At 50.7% G+C, this 16,938-nt stretch carries 15 protein-coding genes and 1 tRNA gene; 8 read left to right on the forward strand and 8 right to left on the reverse strand.

Features of this window, described 5'->3' with window-relative positions:
* The gene (locus FYJ65_RS06095) at window positions 1-168 is read left to right on the forward strand and encodes a DUF896 domain-containing protein (RefSeq protein WP_154554463.1); all 168 of its coding nucleotides are present in this window, start codon (window positions 1-3) and stop codon (window positions 166-168) included.
* A gap of 63 nt (window positions 169-231) precedes the next feature.
* Here the strand turns inward: FYJ65_RS06095 and FYJ65_RS06100 are convergent, their stop codons facing one another.
* The 3 genes from FYJ65_RS06100 to FYJ65_RS06110 are packed head-to-tail and all read right to left on the reverse strand — an operon-like array spanning window position 232 to window position 1,980.
* Entirely contained in the window at window positions 232-486 is a 255-nt protein-coding gene (locus FYJ65_RS06100; protein ID WP_154554464.1) for a TIGR03905 family TSCPD domain-containing protein, read from the reverse strand.
* 42 nt (window positions 487-528) lie between these two features.
* On the reverse strand, window positions 529-1,104 hold the full coding sequence (locus tag FYJ65_RS06105) for an HD domain-containing protein (RefSeq protein WP_154554465.1): 576 nt from the start codon (window positions 1,102-1,104) through the stop codon (window positions 529-531).
* Between the two features lie 57 nt (window positions 1,105-1,161).
* On the reverse strand, window positions 1,162-1,980 hold the full coding sequence (locus FYJ65_RS06110) for a purine-nucleoside phosphorylase (RefSeq protein ID WP_154554466.1): 819 nt from the start codon (window positions 1,978-1,980) through the stop codon (window positions 1,162-1,164).
* Between the two features lie 193 nt (window positions 1,981-2,173).
* On the opposite strand from FYJ65_RS06110, the gene FYJ65_RS06115 reads away from it, so the two are divergent.
* Window positions 2,174-3,877: an AMP-dependent synthetase/ligase gene (locus FYJ65_RS06115; protein WP_154554467.1), complete on the forward strand. Its 1,704-nt coding sequence runs from the start codon at window positions 2,174-2,176 to the stop codon at window positions 3,875-3,877.
* Entirely contained in the window at window positions 3,861-5,675 is a 1,815-nt protein-coding gene (locus tag FYJ65_RS06120; protein ID WP_206157333.1) for an AMP-dependent synthetase/ligase, read from the forward strand. Before FYJ65_RS06115 ends, FYJ65_RS06120 begins: the two co-directional genes overlap by 17 nt.
* Before the next feature lie 101 nt (window positions 5,676-5,776).
* Here the strand turns inward: FYJ65_RS06120 and FYJ65_RS06125 are convergent, their stop codons facing one another.
* The 3 genes from FYJ65_RS06125 to FYJ65_RS06135 are packed head-to-tail and all read right to left on the reverse strand — an operon-like array spanning window position 5,777 to window position 9,276.
* Window positions 5,777-6,787 carry an aspartate-semialdehyde dehydrogenase gene (locus tag FYJ65_RS06125; protein WP_154554469.1) on the reverse strand — a complete coding sequence of 337 codons (1,011 nt, stop codon included), beginning with the start codon at window positions 6,785-6,787 and terminating at the stop codon, window positions 5,777-5,779.
* Between the two features lie 13 nt (window positions 6,788-6,800).
* Window positions 6,801-8,123: an aspartate kinase gene (locus FYJ65_RS06130; RefSeq protein WP_154554470.1), complete on the reverse strand. Its 1,323-nt coding sequence runs from the start codon at window positions 8,121-8,123 to the stop codon at window positions 6,801-6,803.
* A 4-nt stretch (window positions 8,124-8,127) separates the two neighbouring features.
* Entirely contained in the window at window positions 8,128-9,276 is a 1,149-nt protein-coding gene (locus tag FYJ65_RS06135; RefSeq protein WP_206157334.1) for a homoserine dehydrogenase, read from the reverse strand.
* A gap of 141 nt (window positions 9,277-9,417) precedes the next feature.
* Between FYJ65_RS06135 and thrC the strand changes: the two genes are divergently transcribed.
* Both thrC and FYJ65_RS06145 read left to right on the forward strand, forming a co-directional pair.
* Window positions 9,418-10,890, forward strand: a complete 1,473-nt coding sequence (gene thrC, locus FYJ65_RS06140) for a threonine synthase (protein ID WP_154554472.1) — start codon at window positions 9,418-9,420, stop codon at window positions 10,888-10,890.
* Window positions 10,891-11,053: 163 nt separating this feature from the next.
* Window positions 11,054-11,968: a selenium metabolism-associated LysR family transcriptional regulator gene (locus tag FYJ65_RS06145; RefSeq protein ID WP_154554473.1), complete on the forward strand. Its 915-nt coding sequence runs from the start codon at window positions 11,054-11,056 to the stop codon at window positions 11,966-11,968.
* A gap of 80 nt (window positions 11,969-12,048) precedes the next feature.
* Here the strand turns inward: FYJ65_RS06145 and selD are convergent, their stop codons facing one another.
* Together selD and FYJ65_RS06155 are read right to left on the reverse strand one after the other, a co-directional pair.
* Window positions 12,049-13,065: a selenide, water dikinase SelD gene (selD, locus tag FYJ65_RS06150; protein ID WP_235898218.1), complete on the reverse strand. Its 1,017-nt coding sequence runs from the start codon at window positions 13,063-13,065 to the stop codon at window positions 12,049-12,051.
* 105 nt (window positions 13,066-13,170) lie between these two features.
* On the reverse strand, window positions 13,171-14,325 hold the full coding sequence (locus FYJ65_RS06155; protein WP_154554474.1) for an aminotransferase class V-fold PLP-dependent enzyme: 1,155 nt from the start codon (window positions 14,323-14,325) through the stop codon (window positions 13,171-13,173).
* A 169-nt stretch (window positions 14,326-14,494) separates the two neighbouring features.
* Here FYJ65_RS06155 and FYJ65_RS06160 point away from each other — a divergent pair.
* The 3 genes from FYJ65_RS06160 to selA all read left to right on the forward strand — a co-directional run bounded on the left by FYJ65_RS06160 (window position 14,495) and on the right by selA (window position 16,937).
* Window positions 14,495-14,591 (forward strand) — tRNA-Sec (locus tag FYJ65_RS06160).
* Window positions 14,592-14,786: 195 nt separating this feature from the next.
* Window positions 14,787-15,002 (forward strand): hypothetical protein, encoded by a 216-nt coding sequence (locus FYJ65_RS06165; protein WP_154554475.1) that lies wholly within the window; start codon window positions 14,787-14,789, stop codon window positions 15,000-15,002.
* A gap of 525 nt (window positions 15,003-15,527) precedes the next feature.
* Entirely contained in the window at window positions 15,528-16,937 is a 1,410-nt protein-coding gene (selA, locus tag FYJ65_RS06170) for an L-seryl-tRNA(Sec) selenium transferase (protein WP_154554476.1), read from the forward strand.
* The last annotated feature ends 1 nt before the right edge of the window (window position 16,938 follow it).

Raw genomic sequence — 16,938 nt, forward strand, 5'->3', positions numbered from 1 at the left:
ATGGAAAAAGAGAAAATCAATAGAATCAACCAACTGGCAAAACTATCGAAAGAGCGAGCGCTGACGGCCGAAGAAAAAAGCGAACAGCAGGAACTTCGGAAAGAGTTTATCAAAGAAATCCGTGCCGATGTACGGAGTCAGCTGGAGAGCATTGAAATCGTTGATTAAGTACAACAAAATGGACTGCCGATGCGGCAGTCCATTTTGTTGTACAAGCTTTTCTTTTCGCGTTTACGCCTGTTCCTGCATAGCCTTCAATGCTCTGGACAGCTGATCCGGACATGAAGTATCCTTGAAACCGCAGCGAATGCCGCTGAGGCGGTCAATGGCATTTTCCACGGTCATTCCTTTCAGAAGTGCGGAGATTCCCTGGAGGTTGCCGTTGCATCCGCCGGTAAAGCGAACGTCCTGAATGATGTTTCCTTCGGTTTCAATCTCGATAAGCTGGGAACAAACGCCCTGCGGTCTGAATGTAAACTGGTTCATGGTTGAATAATCCTTTCATAATAATTTGCGTTTGGAAATAACTTACAGGCCCAAAACATCCGAAATCTTCTTCATGGAATCCATCGCGATGAGGATAAACTCGTCGAAGGTGATGCCTGTTTCTTCAATGGCCATCATGAACTGACGGTTTGCACCCTTTGCGAAACGAGTTTCGTTGAAGCGCTTCTTGATGGACTTTGGCTTAACGCTGGCCAGCTTTTTATCCGGATAAATCTGGGCAACGGCTTTCACGAATCCGCTCATCGGATCCGCCGCCAGAATGGCATACTGCAAAGTAGTGTGGGCGATTACGCCGGATTCCGGATTGTGTGCGCAGATGGCATCAATCAGAACTTGATCGTCGTAGCCTTCCTTCCGAAGAATGTCTCCGGAAACCGGTCCGTGAGTGGACATATCGTTCTTCCAGTCGCAAGTCTCTTCGTCCAGATCGTGAAGCAGACCCACAATGCCCCAATATTCTACATCTTCCGGTGCCAGGCGTTCTGCCAGCCCGCGCATGATGGCTTCCACGGCATACATGTGCACGATGTAATGATCCGCCTTCACATATTTGTGCAACAGCTCATTGGCTTTTTCTCTTGTCAGTGGTTCACTCATGATATAAATCTCCTTTTATAAAAATAATTTTTTGCAGCAACATCTTACAGCAGTCCATTAAACGTTTACGGCAATGTCCACGACGGTCCGGAAGGAATCCGCAATCTGTGCAGAAGCCTCCAGCACATCGGAGCCGCTGAGGGGTACCGGTGAAATTCCCGCCGCCGCATTGGCCAGCGCAGAAATGGCGATGATTTCCAGTCCGGCATGTTTTGCCGCGATGGCTTCCGGAACGCTGGACATGCCCACCGCATCGCAACCGATGGTATGGAGGAAACGAATCTCCGCTGGTGTCTCGAAGCTCGGACCGCTCATCATGGCATACACGCCTTCATATAATTCAATTCCGTCAGCCTGTGCTTCCCGCAGCACTTTTTTTCGCAGATCCCGATTATATACATCGGACATATCCGGAAAACGATCGCCCAATTCGTCCAAGTTCGGCCCAATAAGGGGATTCATACCGGACATATTCACGTGATCCCGAATCAGCATCAGATGACCCGGGCGAAAATCCGGGTTGATGGCACCGGAAGCGTTGGTGATAATCAAGCGCCGAATTCCCAGCAGTGCCATAACCTGAACCGGAAAAATGACGTCCTTCATGGAGTATCCTTCATAATAGTGAAAGCGTCCGGACATCACCAGGAGGGAATGACCGCCTTTGCGTCCTGCAAAAAGAACCCCTTTGTGATTCGGGGCTGTAGAAGTGACAAAGCCGGGGATATCTCGATATGGAATCTCAACGGGATTCTCCAGAGAGTCGGCGTAGGTTCCCAGTCCGCTGCCCAGAATGATTCCCGTGTCCGGCAAATCTCCGGAAATCTGTTCTCTGATATATTGCGCCGCCTGTTTCAGCTGTTCCAATCGGTTCATCGCTTGCACCTCCTAATATTCTTTCAACTTCTAGATGTTACCACAATTCCTCATGTCTTTCAATCGGAAGAAAAGGGATTTGAGAAGGGGGAAAAGAACAAAAAGGAGGGTATCCCAGCAGAAAATGTGCTATAATTTAGTGATTGCAATTGTTGCAACAGACAGAGATTTGAAAAAAGCAATGGGAGGATAGATGGAGACTTTTAAAGAATTGTTAGTACGGTCGGTCGAGCAGTTCGGAAGCGGAACTGCTTTTACCCTGAAGGAGGGGAAAGACCGTTATACGGACATCAGCTTTATTCGATTCTACGAAGAAGTGAAATCGCTGGCGACCGCTTTTATTTCCAGGGGATTCAGCGGCGAGCGGATTGCCGTTACCGGCAAAAATAGCTATCACTGGTTCATGGTGAACGCGGCAGCGCAGATTAGCGGATGCGTAACCGTACCGCTGGATAAGGAATTGAAGTATGGAGAGTTCGAACAGTCCCTGGAGCGGTGCAAGGCTAAGGTAATTTTCTTCGACAAGAAACAGGAGAAGGAGACCAAAGAAGCGATTCTTTCCGGAAAGACATCCATTGAGTTCGCATTCCCGATGTACGAAGCGGAGGACCTGGAGACGGTCACCACGCTGCTGGAAGAGGGAAAGGAACTGATTGGAGAGGGAGATGTGTCCGTGGATCATGTACAGATTAATCCGGATGCGGTATCCATGTTGATTTTCACTTCCGGAACCACGTCTCAGTCCAAGATCGTCATGCTGTCCCAGCGGAATATCTGTTCCAATGTGACCAACATGATTCGAATCATTCCGTTCAAGACGACGGATACCAATATCGCACTGCTCCCGTATCACCACATGTTCGGCTCCACCGGTCAGTGGGTGATGCTGGCGAACGGTGTTCGCACGGTGTACTGCGACGGACTGAAGTACATCCAGAAGAATCTGAAGGAATACGGCGTATCCGTATTTGTGGGTGTGCCGCTGATTATCGAACAGATGTACAAGAAAATCATGAAGACGGCGGAAAAAGAAGGCCTGGACGGCCGGATTCGTCGGTTCTCCAAGGTGACCCGTCTGCTGAATAAGGCGAAGATCGATATTCGGCGTCAGGTGTTCCACGGCGTGCTGGATGCGCTGGGCGGAAAGCTGCGCATGGTGGTTTTGGGTGCATCCGCGGCGGATCCGCAGGTCATTCAGGGCTTCAATGACTTCGGTGTGCTTTGTGTGCAAGGATACGGTTTAACGGAAACCGCACCGGTACTTACCGCAGAACGTCCGGACAAGCGGAAAGCGGGTTCCGTGGGAGTGCCGCTGGATAATGTGGAAATCCGAATCGACAATCCGGATGAAAACGGAATCGGTGAGGTCATTGCCAAAGGCGACAATATTATGCACGGCTACTACGACAACGAGGAAGCCACGGCAGCGGTTCTTCGGGATGGCTGGTTCCATACCGGAGACCTGGGATATATTGACAAATCCGGATATCTCTTCCTGAGCGGAAGAAAGAAGAACGTTATCGTACTGAAGAACGGAAAGAATGTTTTTCCGGAAGAGTTGGAGACAGAAATCTCCACACTTCCGTATCAGATGGAGAATATCGTCGTAGGACTTCCGAAGAACGGAGACGATCGGGATCTGGTGGTCGCCCTGAAGATTGTCTACGATCCGGAACAGTTTGCCGGCATGAGCAAAGAAGAAATTGAGAAGCGGATTCACGAGGATGTGGAGAAAATTAACGACCGCATGCCGCTGTACAAGCGCATCAAGCGAATCTTTGTAACGGATGAGCCGATGATTAAGACCAGCACCAGCAAGGTTCGCCGATTCCTGGAAATTGAGAAGATGCTGGAAGAGGAGAATAAAGATGGGGGAACACATGGAAAACAGATTTGATCATTATTGGTACACTGATATCCGTGAAATTGTCACACTGAAGGATATGTTGGCCGGAAGTGCGGATAAGTATGCGAAGAACCCGGCATTTTGGGTAAAAAGAAAAAAGGGCCAGCCATACAGCCCGATTTCCTACCGGCTTCTTCAGCATGACGTAAATGCCATAGGAACTTGCATGACGGAAATGGGATGGCAGGGAAAGAGAATCGCTGTGATGGGGCAGGGATGCTACGAATGGATTGTCACCTACCTTGCGGTCATGAACGGAATCGGCATTATCGTGCCGATTGACAAGGAGCTTTCCGGCCCGGAAATCGAGAACCTGCTGAGAACGGCGGAGTGCGATACGATTTTTTGCACCAAAGCGGAGTGCTCCAAGCTGAAGGGGCTTCCGTCCATCCGCAATCTGGTGGTGATGGATTTCTACGGAGATCGGCTGGATGAAGAGGAAGTGCCGGACGATTCCAATTTGAATTTGGAGAAATACGAAGGCTGGTTTGAACAGGAAGAGGAGAAGAAGGTGAATGTGACCTCTTGGAGGGAAATGCTCCGAGACGGCGATCAGCTTCTCAAAAGCGGGAAAGACGAATACCTGAAGGCCGAAGTGGACCCGGATGCCCTGGCGGTAATTCTTTTTACCTCCGGAACCACCGGAACCCCAAAGGGAGTGATGCTGAGCCACCGAAACATTACGGTGAACATCATGGACGTATGCCGAATCGCGCATGTCACCACGACGGACAAGACCCTGTCCATCCTTCCGATTCACCATACGTACGAATGCACACTGGGTATGCTTCTGGTCCTCTACCGAGGCGCCAGCACCGCATTCTGTGAAGGCATGAAATACATCACCCAGAACATGAAGGAAGCCCAGAACACGGTCATCATCGTAGTTCCGAGAGTGCTGGAAATGATTAACGACCGGATTCAGAAGGGCATTGAAAAGAGCGGCAAGGCGGACACATTCCAGAATATCATGGGCATGAACAAGAAGCTCCGGAAGATGGGGATCAACTTGAGCCGGACGATTTTCAAGGGCATTCGGAACGAGCTGGGCGGAAAGCTGCGCTTGGTCATCACCGGAGCGGCAGCGTTGTCTCCGACCATTTATCGGAATTTTGAAGATTTGGGAATTACGGTTTTGCAGGGGTTCGGCATGACGGAGTGCACACCGCTGATCTCCGGAACGCCGATGAGCGCGCCGAAGGAACGGTATCGAAAAGCCGGCTCCGTAGGCGTTCCGGTCAAAACCGGCGAGGTGAAGATTATCAACAAGGATGAGAACGGAATCGGCGAGATTCTTTTCCGCGGTCCGAACGTGATGATGGGATATTACAACATGCCGGAAGCCACCGCAGAGGTTCTGGAAGAGGATGGCTGGCTCCACACCGGAGACCTGGGCTTTATGGACAATGAAGGTTGGATCTACCTCACCGGCCGAAAGAAGAATATCATCGTGACTAAGACCGGAGAGAACGTGTATGTGGAGGAGATTGAGGAATACATCAATCAGAGCCCGTACATCGAGGATTCCATGGTATTCCCGTACGACAACAATGGCGAGGAAATCGTCGGCGTGCAGATTTTGCCGAATATGGAATACGTTCGGACAAAGCTGGGGTACGAGCCGGATCGGGAAGAGCTGAAGGATTTGTACAAAAAGGTCATTCAGGAATTGAACCAGGGCATGGCGGTGTACAAGCGCATTCGTGCAGTATTCGTGCGAAAGGATGATTTCGTTCGCACCACCACAAGAAAAATCAAGCGCCACGAAAATCCGGTTCCGGAGGATTAGAGGGAGCGGGTCAATCCCGTTTCCGGACACGCATTGAAGCATCGTAAATACAAAAGGACCTACCCGGCGGCAGGTCCTTTCACTTTATGAGATGGATTATTTTAATCTCTGGAAATCAGCAGCTGCGCAATCTGAACCGCGTTGGTTGCGGCACCCTTACGCACCTGGTCGCCGCAGCACCAAAGGTTGATGCCGTTCTCGCACACCAGATCCCGACGGATGCGGCCCACGTATACCAGGTCCTGATCGCTGGTTTCAATCGGCATCGGATAGATGTTTTTCTCTGTATCGTCCTTCAGCTTGCAACCTGCCGCCTCGGAAATGGCCTTCCGAACATCCTCCAGCTCCAGACGATCCTTTGTGATGACGTTTGCTGAAATGGAGTGGGAACGCTCTACCGGTACCCGAACGCAGGTGCAGGAAACCTTCAGCTCCGGCAGGTGGAGAATTTTCCGGCCCTCGTTCTGAAGCTTCATCTCTTCCGATGTGTAGCCGTTCTCGCCGAATCCGCCAATCTGCGGAAGCAGGTTATACGCAATCTGGTACGGGAAAGTGCTGCATTCGATGTCCTTGCCCTCCAAAATATTGCGGCTCTGCTCATACATTTCCTTCGGTCCCTTGATGCCGGCACCGCTTACGGCCTGATAGGTGGAAGCGTAGAGCGCTTCAATCGGGGACAGACGGTTGATGGCGTTGATTGCCACCAGCGTGATGATGGTGGAGCAGTTCGGATTGGCGATGACACCCTTATGGGTGAACGCATCCTCCGGGTTGATTTCCGGAACCACCAGTGGGACCTCCGGATCCATACGGAAGGCGCTGGAATTATCGATGTAAGCCGCACCGGACGCCTTGATGGCATCCACAAATTTCTTGGAAATATCATTTTCGGCGGCACCCAGCACGATATTCATTCCTTCAAAAGCAGAATCCTTCGCTTCCTGAATGGTGACGCTGCCGTATTTCTCCGTCTCGATTACTTTCCCGGCGCTGCGGCTGCTGGCCAGAAGGCGCAGCTCCTGAATCGGGAAATCCCTTTCCTGCAGTACCTTTAGCATTTCCATACCTACGGCGCCGGTAGCACCCAGAATCGCAACATTGTATTTTTTCATTTGAACCTCTCCTTTATTTCGCAAAGCTTTCGTACAGAACCTGAATGGTCTTCTCAAAATCCTTCGTGAACACGCCCACCATAATGTTAATCTCATCGGAACTCTGCTCGATGGTGCGGATATTAATCCGGTTTGCACCCAGAGCACCGAAGATTTTGCCGGAAATGCCGGTGCGGTACGCCATCTGGCGTCCGACAATGGCAATCAGGCTGATATCATCCTGCACGTTGATGTCCGTAATCTGACAGTTCCGCTTGATATCGGAAATCAAATCATATTTCACCGGTGCCAGCTTGTCCGTCGGGACCACCAGGGAAAAGCTGTCGATACCGCTTGGAATCTGTGCAATCGGAATCCGATACTGTTCCAGAACTTCCAGCACGCGACGGATAGCCCCCACCGCATCGCTCATATTGGCCTTGTGTAGGCTGATGATAGAGAAGTCCTTCTTGCCGGTGATTCCGGTAATAAAACGGGACGTTTCCTCCGCATTGTCCGCTTCAAAGGATTCCCGAATGATGGTTCCCTCCGCTTCCGGATCGTTGGTGTTCCGGATATTAACCGGGATATCCTTCCGGCGAACCGGCACCACTGTATCCTCGTGAAGAACCGCTGCGCCCATATAGGACAGTTCCCGCAGTTCCGCATAGGTAACCCGGGAAATCGTCTTTGGATTAGAGACGATTCTTGGGTCCACCATGAGAATTCCCGTTACGTCCGTCCAGTTCTCGTAGATGTCCGCATCCAGAGAGGCGGCGGCAAAAGCGCCGGTGACGTCAGATCCGCCTCGGGAAAAAGTATGAATCTGGCCGTTCGGAAGGGAACCGTAGAAGCCGGGAACCACGATCCGGTTGTATACATTGTATATTTCCTGGAGCTGTTGCTCGGTTTTTTCGTAATCCACTTTTCCATCGTATCCAAAGGCCACCCAGTCGGCAGAGTCCACGAAATGGTATCCCAGATATTCCGCCATCAGCTTAGCGTTCAGATATTCACCTCGAGAAACCAAATAGTCCACGGACATGTTTTTCGTCATCTTGCTTCGGATTTCCGCAAGCTCGGAGTCCACGTCCAGCGTCAGTCCCAGCTGATCGCGGATCTCCCGATACCGGGCGGAAATCATCTCGAAGATTGGATCCGGCGACACGTCGTATTTGAGGTGGGCTTTGCAGAGATACAGCAAATCCGTGATTTTATTATCGTCGGAGGTTCTTCTTCCCGGTGCGGAGACCACAACCACCTTGCGGGCATCATCGGATTCCACGATGTGTTTCACCTTGGCGAACTGCGCAGAATCGCTGAGGGAGGATCCTCCGAATTTAGCAACTTTCAGCATATTTTTACTCCTTGTAGCCGGCGACAAAAGCATTTTCGTATCGGGATGCCAGTGCATGGGCGTCCGAAACGGTCATCGGCTTCGTTGTGATATAACGATACGAATTTCGAACCTGTTCCGAAGCAATCGGCTCTTCAGGGAAAGAGGCGCCGGCCGCAATTCGGAAATAGTACGGATGACTGGTCTTGGTGTTGTCCACCTTCGATGGCGCCGGTCCCGTGGAAGCAGACGGGCTGAATGAAATGCCGTCTTTGATATCGATGATATCGTGCACCAGAGAGGTGCCTGTCGGCATCTTTCCCGCTCCCTGACCGTAGAAGCTGAGCGGACCTACGTTCTTTCCGGTAAGGCTAACCATGTTGTAATTAGTACCAACGCCGGATTCCAACGCTGCGGAGGTGAGCAGGGTTGGCTCGACATACGCGCTGACTGCATCGCCCTGAAGGGACGCGTTCATCAGAAGACGGCAGGTGAGGCCGTTTTCATTGAAAAATGCGATGTCCTCTGCCAGAATATGGTGAATGCCCAGAACCGGTACCGAATCCTCCGGGATTACCGTGCGAAAAGCAAGGTTGGCAGAAATCACACATTTCCGCTGGGTATCCCAGCCCTCGATATCCGCTCCGGGATCGCTCTCCGCATAGCCCAGCTCCTGTGCGTCCCGGAGAACTTCCGCGAAATCCAATCCTTTGGTATGCATGAGATCCAGAATGTAGTTGCAGGTACCGTTCACGATGCCGTGTACTTCTTCAATGGTGTCGCACCGTCCGGCTCGCTGCAGATTGTACAGCCACGGAATGCCGCCGCCGGCAGAAGGGGTGAATCGGAACTGAACACCGTTCTTCCGGGCACAGTTTTCCAATTCTTCGAAGTGAGCGCTGACCAGCGCTTTGTTGGCGGTAACCACGTGTTTTCCGTGCTCCATGGCCCCCAGCACGTATTCCAATGCCGGATGGATGCCACCGATACATTCTGCTACCAGATCGATATTCGGATCGTTCAGAATATCGTCGATATCTTCTGTCTGCAGGTCCGCATATTCCGGCTTCGGCCGGCGAACCAGGATGCGAGTCACTTCCAGGTCGATGGCAGATTTCACCGCTTCACAGGCACCGCTCCCCACGGTTCCCAAACCTAAAATTGCAATATTCATATGCATCTCCATTTCATTCATTATCCAGTGAAAAAGGTTATTTTTATGTAAAATGTCATAAAATTAACCAAACATACTTGTTTTCATACCATAAATAATGTATCATAATTACATAATTTTTACAATAAAAAGGATGAGATAATGATAAAATATTTAAGCACAAGAGACAACACGCATACGATTACTTCTTCTCAGGCCATCATCAACGGATTGGCGGAGGACGGAGGACTGTATATTCCGGAAAATCTGGAAGATTTGAAGCTGGATTACCACGAAGTGATTCAGCAGGATTATCCGGGAATGGCCGAAACTGTTTTCGGAAAATTCTTCTCGGATTTTGATGAGGAAACGATTGAGAAGGTTGTTTCCAGAAGCTACACCGGAAAGTTTTCGACAGAAGAAATCACTCCGTTGGCAAAGGTGGAGGACGCTTTCGTACTGGAACTGTATCACGGTCCGACTTGTGCGTTCAAGGATGTGGCGCTTTCCGCACTCCCGAATCTGATGGTGGAATCCATGAGAATGAATGATTTTCAGGATGAAATTTTGATTCTCACCGCTACCAGCGGAGACACCGGCAGTGCGGCACTTCATGGATTCTCGGACGTTCCGGGCACAAAGATTATTGTTTTTTACCCGGAAGGCGGCGTGTCGGAAACCCAGCGTCTTCAGATGGTGACGCAGGACGGAAAGAATACCTGTGCCGTGGCGGTTCGCGGGAACTTCGACGATGCCCAGAGCGGGGTGAAGAAGCTGTTCCGTGAGATTCCGAAGCCGTGCGACGGAGTATCCCTGTCCAGTGCCAACTCCATTAACATCGGCCGGCTGGTGCCGCAGGTGGTATACTATTTCTCCGCATATCGCCAGCTTCTGGACATGGGCGAGATTCAAGACGGAGACAAGGTGAACTTCGTAGTTCCTACCGGAAACTTCGGTGATATTATGGCGGGATATTTTGCCCGGGAGATGGGCCTTCCGGTGGGCCGCCTGGTATGTGCATCCAACAGCAACGATGTGCTGCGGGAGTTCCTGGAAACCGGTCACTATAACCGGAAGAGAGACTTCCACAAGACCACATCTCCATCCATGGACATTCTGGTATCCAGCAACCTGGAGCGCCTGCTCTGCTTCGTGTGCGGCGTGGAGCGGACGAAGATTTACATGGATCTTCTGGCGAAACAAGGCGAATACACGATTACGGAAGACGAATTGAAGAAAATCAACGAGGTATTCAGCGGTGTGGCGTGTGATGATGCGCGGGGAGCAAAGGCAATCGGCGATGTGTTCCGGGCGGAGCATTATCTGATGGATACCCATACGGCAATCGCTTGGGCAGCCTATGAGGAATGCCGGGATAGGGGCGAGGAATGGACAAAGGATAAGACCGTGGTTCTTTCCACGGCATCTCCGTACAAGTTCACCCGTGCGGTTCTGGCGGCTCTGGGTGAAGAAGAGTGCCCGACAGATGAAGAGTGCATGCAGAAGCTGAAAAAGGTGACACAGGTGGAGGCACCGGTGCCGCTGCAGGGAATTTTTGAGCGGCCGATCTGCCACACCGATGTAATCGATGTGCCGGATATGAAGAGCTATGTCGTGAAGCATGCCGAAAAGTAAAAACATCTATGCGATAAAGATGTAGATGTATAGAAAAAATCTATAGAAAAACAGGACCGGATTAAACTACCGTTTCGGTCCTGTTTTTATGTTCCTTGAAATCCGCTAAGAAATTGAGTAGAATGGAGTCAATGGAGTTATAGATAGAAAGAATAGGGATGATATGGATTTTAAACAGATTGAAGCTTTTGTAAACGTGGTCCGGTATAAGAGTTTCAGCCGAGCGGCAGATGCGACATTCTTTACGCAGCCTACTATTAGCACGCACATCAGCATCTTGGAGAAGGAGCTGGGGACGAAACTTCTGGATCGGAAGGGACGTATTGTGGAAATGACACCCCAGGGGCGTCAGTTCTACAAGTATGCGGTAGAAATGGTGAACACCCGGGCACAGGCGATTGATGCGCTGGACAAGGATAGCGATAAGGTGGAGGGGGTTCTGGAACTTCAGACTTCATCCATTCCTGGAATTACTTTTCTTCCGGAGATGTTGGCGGGATTTCGCAAAGAACATACGAAGACCATGTTCTATGTGGATCAGTCCGATAGTGCGACTGTAGCGGGCAACATCTGCGAGCGCCGAGGCGAACTTGGTTTTGTGGGGGAGAAGGGGAACAACCCGAATCTGGAATACAACAAATTGTTCTCCGACCGCTCGGTACTGGTGGTGCCGAACGGCATGTTCACGGATTCAGAGGAAGTGGATATTGAAGAAATTGTGGGGCTGCCGTTTATTTGGAGAGAAAACGGTTCCGCAACGCAGAAATCCTTCGAGGATGCGGTGATACGAAAGGGATACGATCGAACCAGTTTCGAAGTGGTGGCAATGTTCAACGATTTGGATGCGATTATTCGCTCCGTGGAGTCGGGATTGGGAGTGTCCATCCTGTCGGAACAGACCGTGGCGAAGCTGAGTTCACCAGGCATTCGTGCGGTGAATATCAACGGTTTCAATGCGAACCGGGATTTCTACATGATCAACATGAAGAGCGTGGCGCTGTCTCCGGTGGCGGAATCCTTTAAACAGTACGTTCTGGAGAGACGGCCGGCAGGTGGTCGAAAGAGAAATAAGAAATAATGTATGTTTTTTCTCATTGATGTGTTTTCCATATAAAAAAGGTGTGGCTTATGCCGCACCTTTTTTCGTATAGAATATATTTATTTGTTGAGAATCTCGATGGCGTGGGAGGTGCGCTTCTTGAAACGGCCGATTACGGCGTTCTGGCAGCCCTTTTCCCCCAATTGATACTGCAGTCTTTCCAACTCGTTTTTCTTGCAGGCAATGAGAAGCCCACCGGAGGTTTGTGGATCGTACAAGCAATCCAGGCGCTCCTGCGGTACCCGGATGGTGTAATCCATCACGTCCTTTTCCAAATAGGACATGTTATTGTGGGCGCCGGCCGGAATGATGCCGTCTGCAGCAAATTCCAAGGCTCTGTCAAAAATAGGCACGCGTTCCGCGTAAAGTTCCAGTGTGACGTTTCCGGCTTTGGCCATTTCCGCGGCGTGACCAATCAGACCGAAACCGGTGATGTCGGTGCAGCCGTCTATTTTTACCCCTTGCATTCCCTCATAGCCGTACTTGTTCAGCTCTGCCATGGTACGGTTCATTTCCGCATCCTCTTCCGGTGTGAGCAAATCCACCTTTGCGGCAGAGGTGAGAATGCCAATGCCGATTTTCTTGGTGATTACCAGATAGTCTTCTTCCTCGGCGCTGTTGCTGAGAATGTCATCCGGATGGGCGAAACCGGTGACGCTGAGGCCGTACTTCGGCTCATCGTCGTTGATGCTGTGACCGCCAACAATCATGGCACCGCACTCATTGACCTTTTCGTTTCCTCCGGCGAGAATGGCTTCTACCGCATCGATTGGAAGGCAGTTCGGGAAGGTGAGCAGGTTCATGGCCAGCTTTGGAGTGCCTCCCATGGCGTAGATGTCGCTGAGGGAGTTCGCCGCTGCAATCTGACCGAACATGTACGGATCATCTACAATCGGCGGGAAGAAGTCGATGCTGTTAATCAGTGCAACGTCATCGGAAACCCGATAGACGCAGGCATCGTCACTGCTGTCGAATCCGACCATTACGTTCGGATCTTTGATTTTCGGCAAATTGGAAAGAATATCGCTTAGGACTCCCGGCCCTACTTTAGCGCCTCAGCCGCCGGCGCTGGTCATTTCTGTCAGCCGTACCTTCTGAGGAATCCCCGGAATCGGGCAGGCCATTTTTTCGTTGTTACTCATAGACAATTTAACTCCTATAGTTTTTTTCAATAGTTAAAATTACTCGTTGGATTCCTGTGCATATTTGCGGATGGCTTCAATTGCCGTGTCGATTTCTTCCTCCGTGTTGAACGGTCCGATGGAGAATCGAACGGTTCCTTCCGGGAAGGTGCCCAGGGATTTGTGGGCCAGTGGGGCACAGTGCAGTCCCACCCGGGTCATGATGCCGTATTCCTGCTCCAGCTGAAAGGCAATCATGCCGTTATCGCCATTGAGAAAATCCACGGAAACCACTGCGACTCGGCCTTCCTCCGTCGGCATACCCGCAATGCGGATTCCCTCCACATCCCGAATACTGTCCAGCATTCTTTTTACCAGTTTCTGCTCGTGTTCGTGAACCTCCTGCTGATGCTCCGCCAGCCAGCCGACGGATGCGTGCAGTCCAAAAATACCCGGCAGGTTCATGGTTCCGCTTTCGAAACGGTCCGGCAGTTCCTCCGGCATCTCCGCCATATCGGAATGGCTTCCGGTTCCTCCGGAAATAATCGGGGTTAATTCTCCGGTTATCGCCGGGTTCAGGAGAAGGGCCCCGATGCCCTGAGGTCCCAGCATGGATTTGTGTCCCGGCAGGCTGAGACCGTCGATGTGGCAGGCTTTCATGTCAATCGGCACGTTTCCTGCAGTCTGGGCGGCATCTACGAAGAAAAGAACATTCTTCTCGTGACAGCGCTGTCCCACCTCCCGGATAGGCATCAGCGTGCCGCTGACGTTGGATGCGTGAACCATCACCACTGCCCGAACGGACTCATCAATCATGGCCAGGGCTTCTTCCAGCTTCAATTCTCCGCGCTCATTGCACGGCATATAGCCTACTTCAATCAGGCCTTCCTGCTCCAGCTGATATGCCGGGCGGTACACGGCGTTGTGTTCCATGCCGGAAATCAGAATCTTATCGCCTTTCCGGGCAAGTCCCTTAATCAGGAAATTCAGAGAATAGGTGTTGCCCGGCGTGAAAATCGTGTACCGGGAACCGTAACCGTTCATCATTTTGCTAATCATCTCTCGGGTTTCCAGCACAACGCCGGCAGCGGAGTAGGCCTTGGCGTATCCGCCGCGGTTGATATTGCTACCAACATTTTTTATATAATCGTATACTGCATCTCCCACAACATCCGGCTTCGGATAAGATGTGGCACCATTATCCAGATAAATCATAGTATCCTCCTTCGCATAACATACCAAAATACATACTATATTAATAGGAAATAAAAGTCAAACATGATACTTCCTCAAAGATAGCTTACTCGGAAAAAAATGATAGAACAAATTTGTTTTTTCTATTGCGTTATAGCCCTAACAATGATAAAATCTATAGCTGTGTTACGGGAGTAGATAGGTGCTGGTGTGCCTTACGGTCTTCAAAACCGCTATGTGGCGTTAGGAGCGTCATGGGTGGGTTCGATTCCCACGTACTCCCGCCAATAAATCCTTGATATTGTTGAGATACAAGGGAATGAGTGTGACGTAATGCATGGAGTGTAATCGGCTGGAGCCCGATGAACTCCATGCGCGGGATATGATGTCGAAGCGTTGGGATTGGGGTTTGATATTGAAAAAGAGTATTTAAAATAATGACGAAGTGAGTTTCACATTTACATAGTAAAGAGAAAACTAAAATGGTAAAGAACGATTATCATGTAATCGTATGCAAAATTTTAAAGTACTTGTACGCATGCCTGAAAAACGGCGAAGATGTGGACAGTGATAAGCTGATGGATATCATCGGGGATTTGCCGGAAAGCTATGCGGATTACATTACTCCGAAAGAAATTGAATATCTGAATGATAACCGGTACATGCTAAAGGTCAGAGAGTACCTGGATAGTCATTAATTACAACAAGCCGCCTACGGGCGGTTTTCTAATGCGCATTTTTTGACAAAAGAACAGGTTTTCCGAGCAATCCGTAGCCAACTGCGAACACTGGGCTGTCGGTTCTTCCGGAGGATTTGACTACCGCTTTCTCTCGTTTCATCTGCGAATGAAAGAGCGGGAGCCGCCCCGGCAAGGAACATCAGGGAATTAGAGCTTTGCTGATGATGATAATTTAATATGCCTAGAATTTCGGATCGAGTTCACGCTTATTTCTGATTTCTGGTTTCCGGTCAAAAAACGTGAATCGTCTTTGAAATTCTAGGCACATGAGACTGCGTGCACAAATAACGCACAATACAATTAGAACTCAATCACTTCAACTGGCGTTCCGTCCGCTTTTCCCCATCCCTGAAAAGAACCGCAGAAAACCCTCGAGAAAGGCGAAGGCAGGAACAATCCCGGCCCGCGCTTCCCTGTGGCAATGCCCCCTTCTTTGTGGTATTATATAGGTTGAAATTGTGTGTAAAAAACGAGGAGACCTTTATGAAAAAAAATGAAATTCTCAGACGAATTCCGAAGATAGATGAAGTGCTGAAGGCCGGTGGGCTGGAACTTCTTTTCGCCGGCGCCGGCCGCACCGTCGTTACGGAGGCGGCGCGCAGCGTCATTCAGGATTTGCGAAACGAAATTCTGAAAATGAGCCCGGAAGAGCTGGAAGAATTCGATATCCAACGGATGGATATCGAGGCAGTGGCCAACCGGGTAATCGCATACATGGAGCAGGAGGACTGCAACAATCTGTATCCGGTAATCAACGCTACGGGAACGATTCTTCACACCAATCTGGGCAGAGCGCCTCTTTGCAAGGAAGCGGTGGAAAACGTGGCGGCGGTATCCAAAGGATACTCTAATCTGGAATACGACGTGGAAGCCGGCAAACGTGGCTCTCGTCACAACATTGTGTCCAAGCTGATCTGCGAACTTACCGGAGCAGAGGATGCCATGCTGGTGAACAACAACGCCTCCGCCACCATGATCGTTTTGTCGGCAATGGCAGAGGGCAAGGAAGTAATCGTGTCCCGAGGGGAGCTGGTGGAAATCGGCGGCGCCTTCCGAATTCCGGATATTATGGAACAGAGCGGTGCTACTTTACGGGATATCGGTACCACCAACAAGACAAAACCTTCGGATTATGTCAATGCCATCGATCCGGAGAAGACCGGCGCGTTGATGAAGGTTCACACCAGCAACTACCGGATTATGGGTTTTACGGAAGAAGCATCCCTGGAGGATCTGGTGGCAATCGGAAAGGAACACGACTTGCCGGTCATCTTTGACATGGGCAACGGACTGATGGTAGACCTTCAGAAATACGGCCTGGACGAGCCGAATGTTCCCGCATCCCTGAACACCGGCATCGACGTGATGCTGTTCAGCGGCGATAAGCTGCTGGGCGGTCCTCAGGGGGGCATCATCGTGGGCAAAAAGAAATATATCGAGAAGATGAAGAAACATCCGCTGGCCCGGGCGCTTCGGGTGGACAAGATGACTTTCGCCGCAATGGAAGAAACCTTGAAGAAATACAGAGACACGGAAAAGGCCATGAGAGATATTCCGATTCTCCACATGATTACGGAACCGGCGGATTCCATGGAGCGAAGAGCGAACAAGTTGGCCGAGGCAATTGCAGCAAAGAACAATCGGGTGCATGCGGAAGTGATTCCGGTACAGGACCAGATCGGTGGCGGCTCCGCACCGATGGTGTACCTGCCGGGATTCGGCGTGGCCGTTTCTTCGGATGACATCTCCACGCCGAGCATGGAGAAACAGCTTCGGGAGAACGACATGCCAATCGTAGCAAGAATTCACGATGACCGGCTGCTCCTCTGCGTCCGCACCATCGGAGAAGAGGAAGTTCAAACCGTTGCAGATGCCTTTGAAGGAATGGAGTAAT

Origin of the sequence: Mogibacterium kristiansenii, assembly GCF_009695905.1 — a bacterium.
GTDB classification, from domain to species: domain Bacteria; phylum Bacillota; class Clostridia; order Peptostreptococcales; family Anaerovoracaceae; genus Mogibacterium_A; species Mogibacterium_A kristiansenii.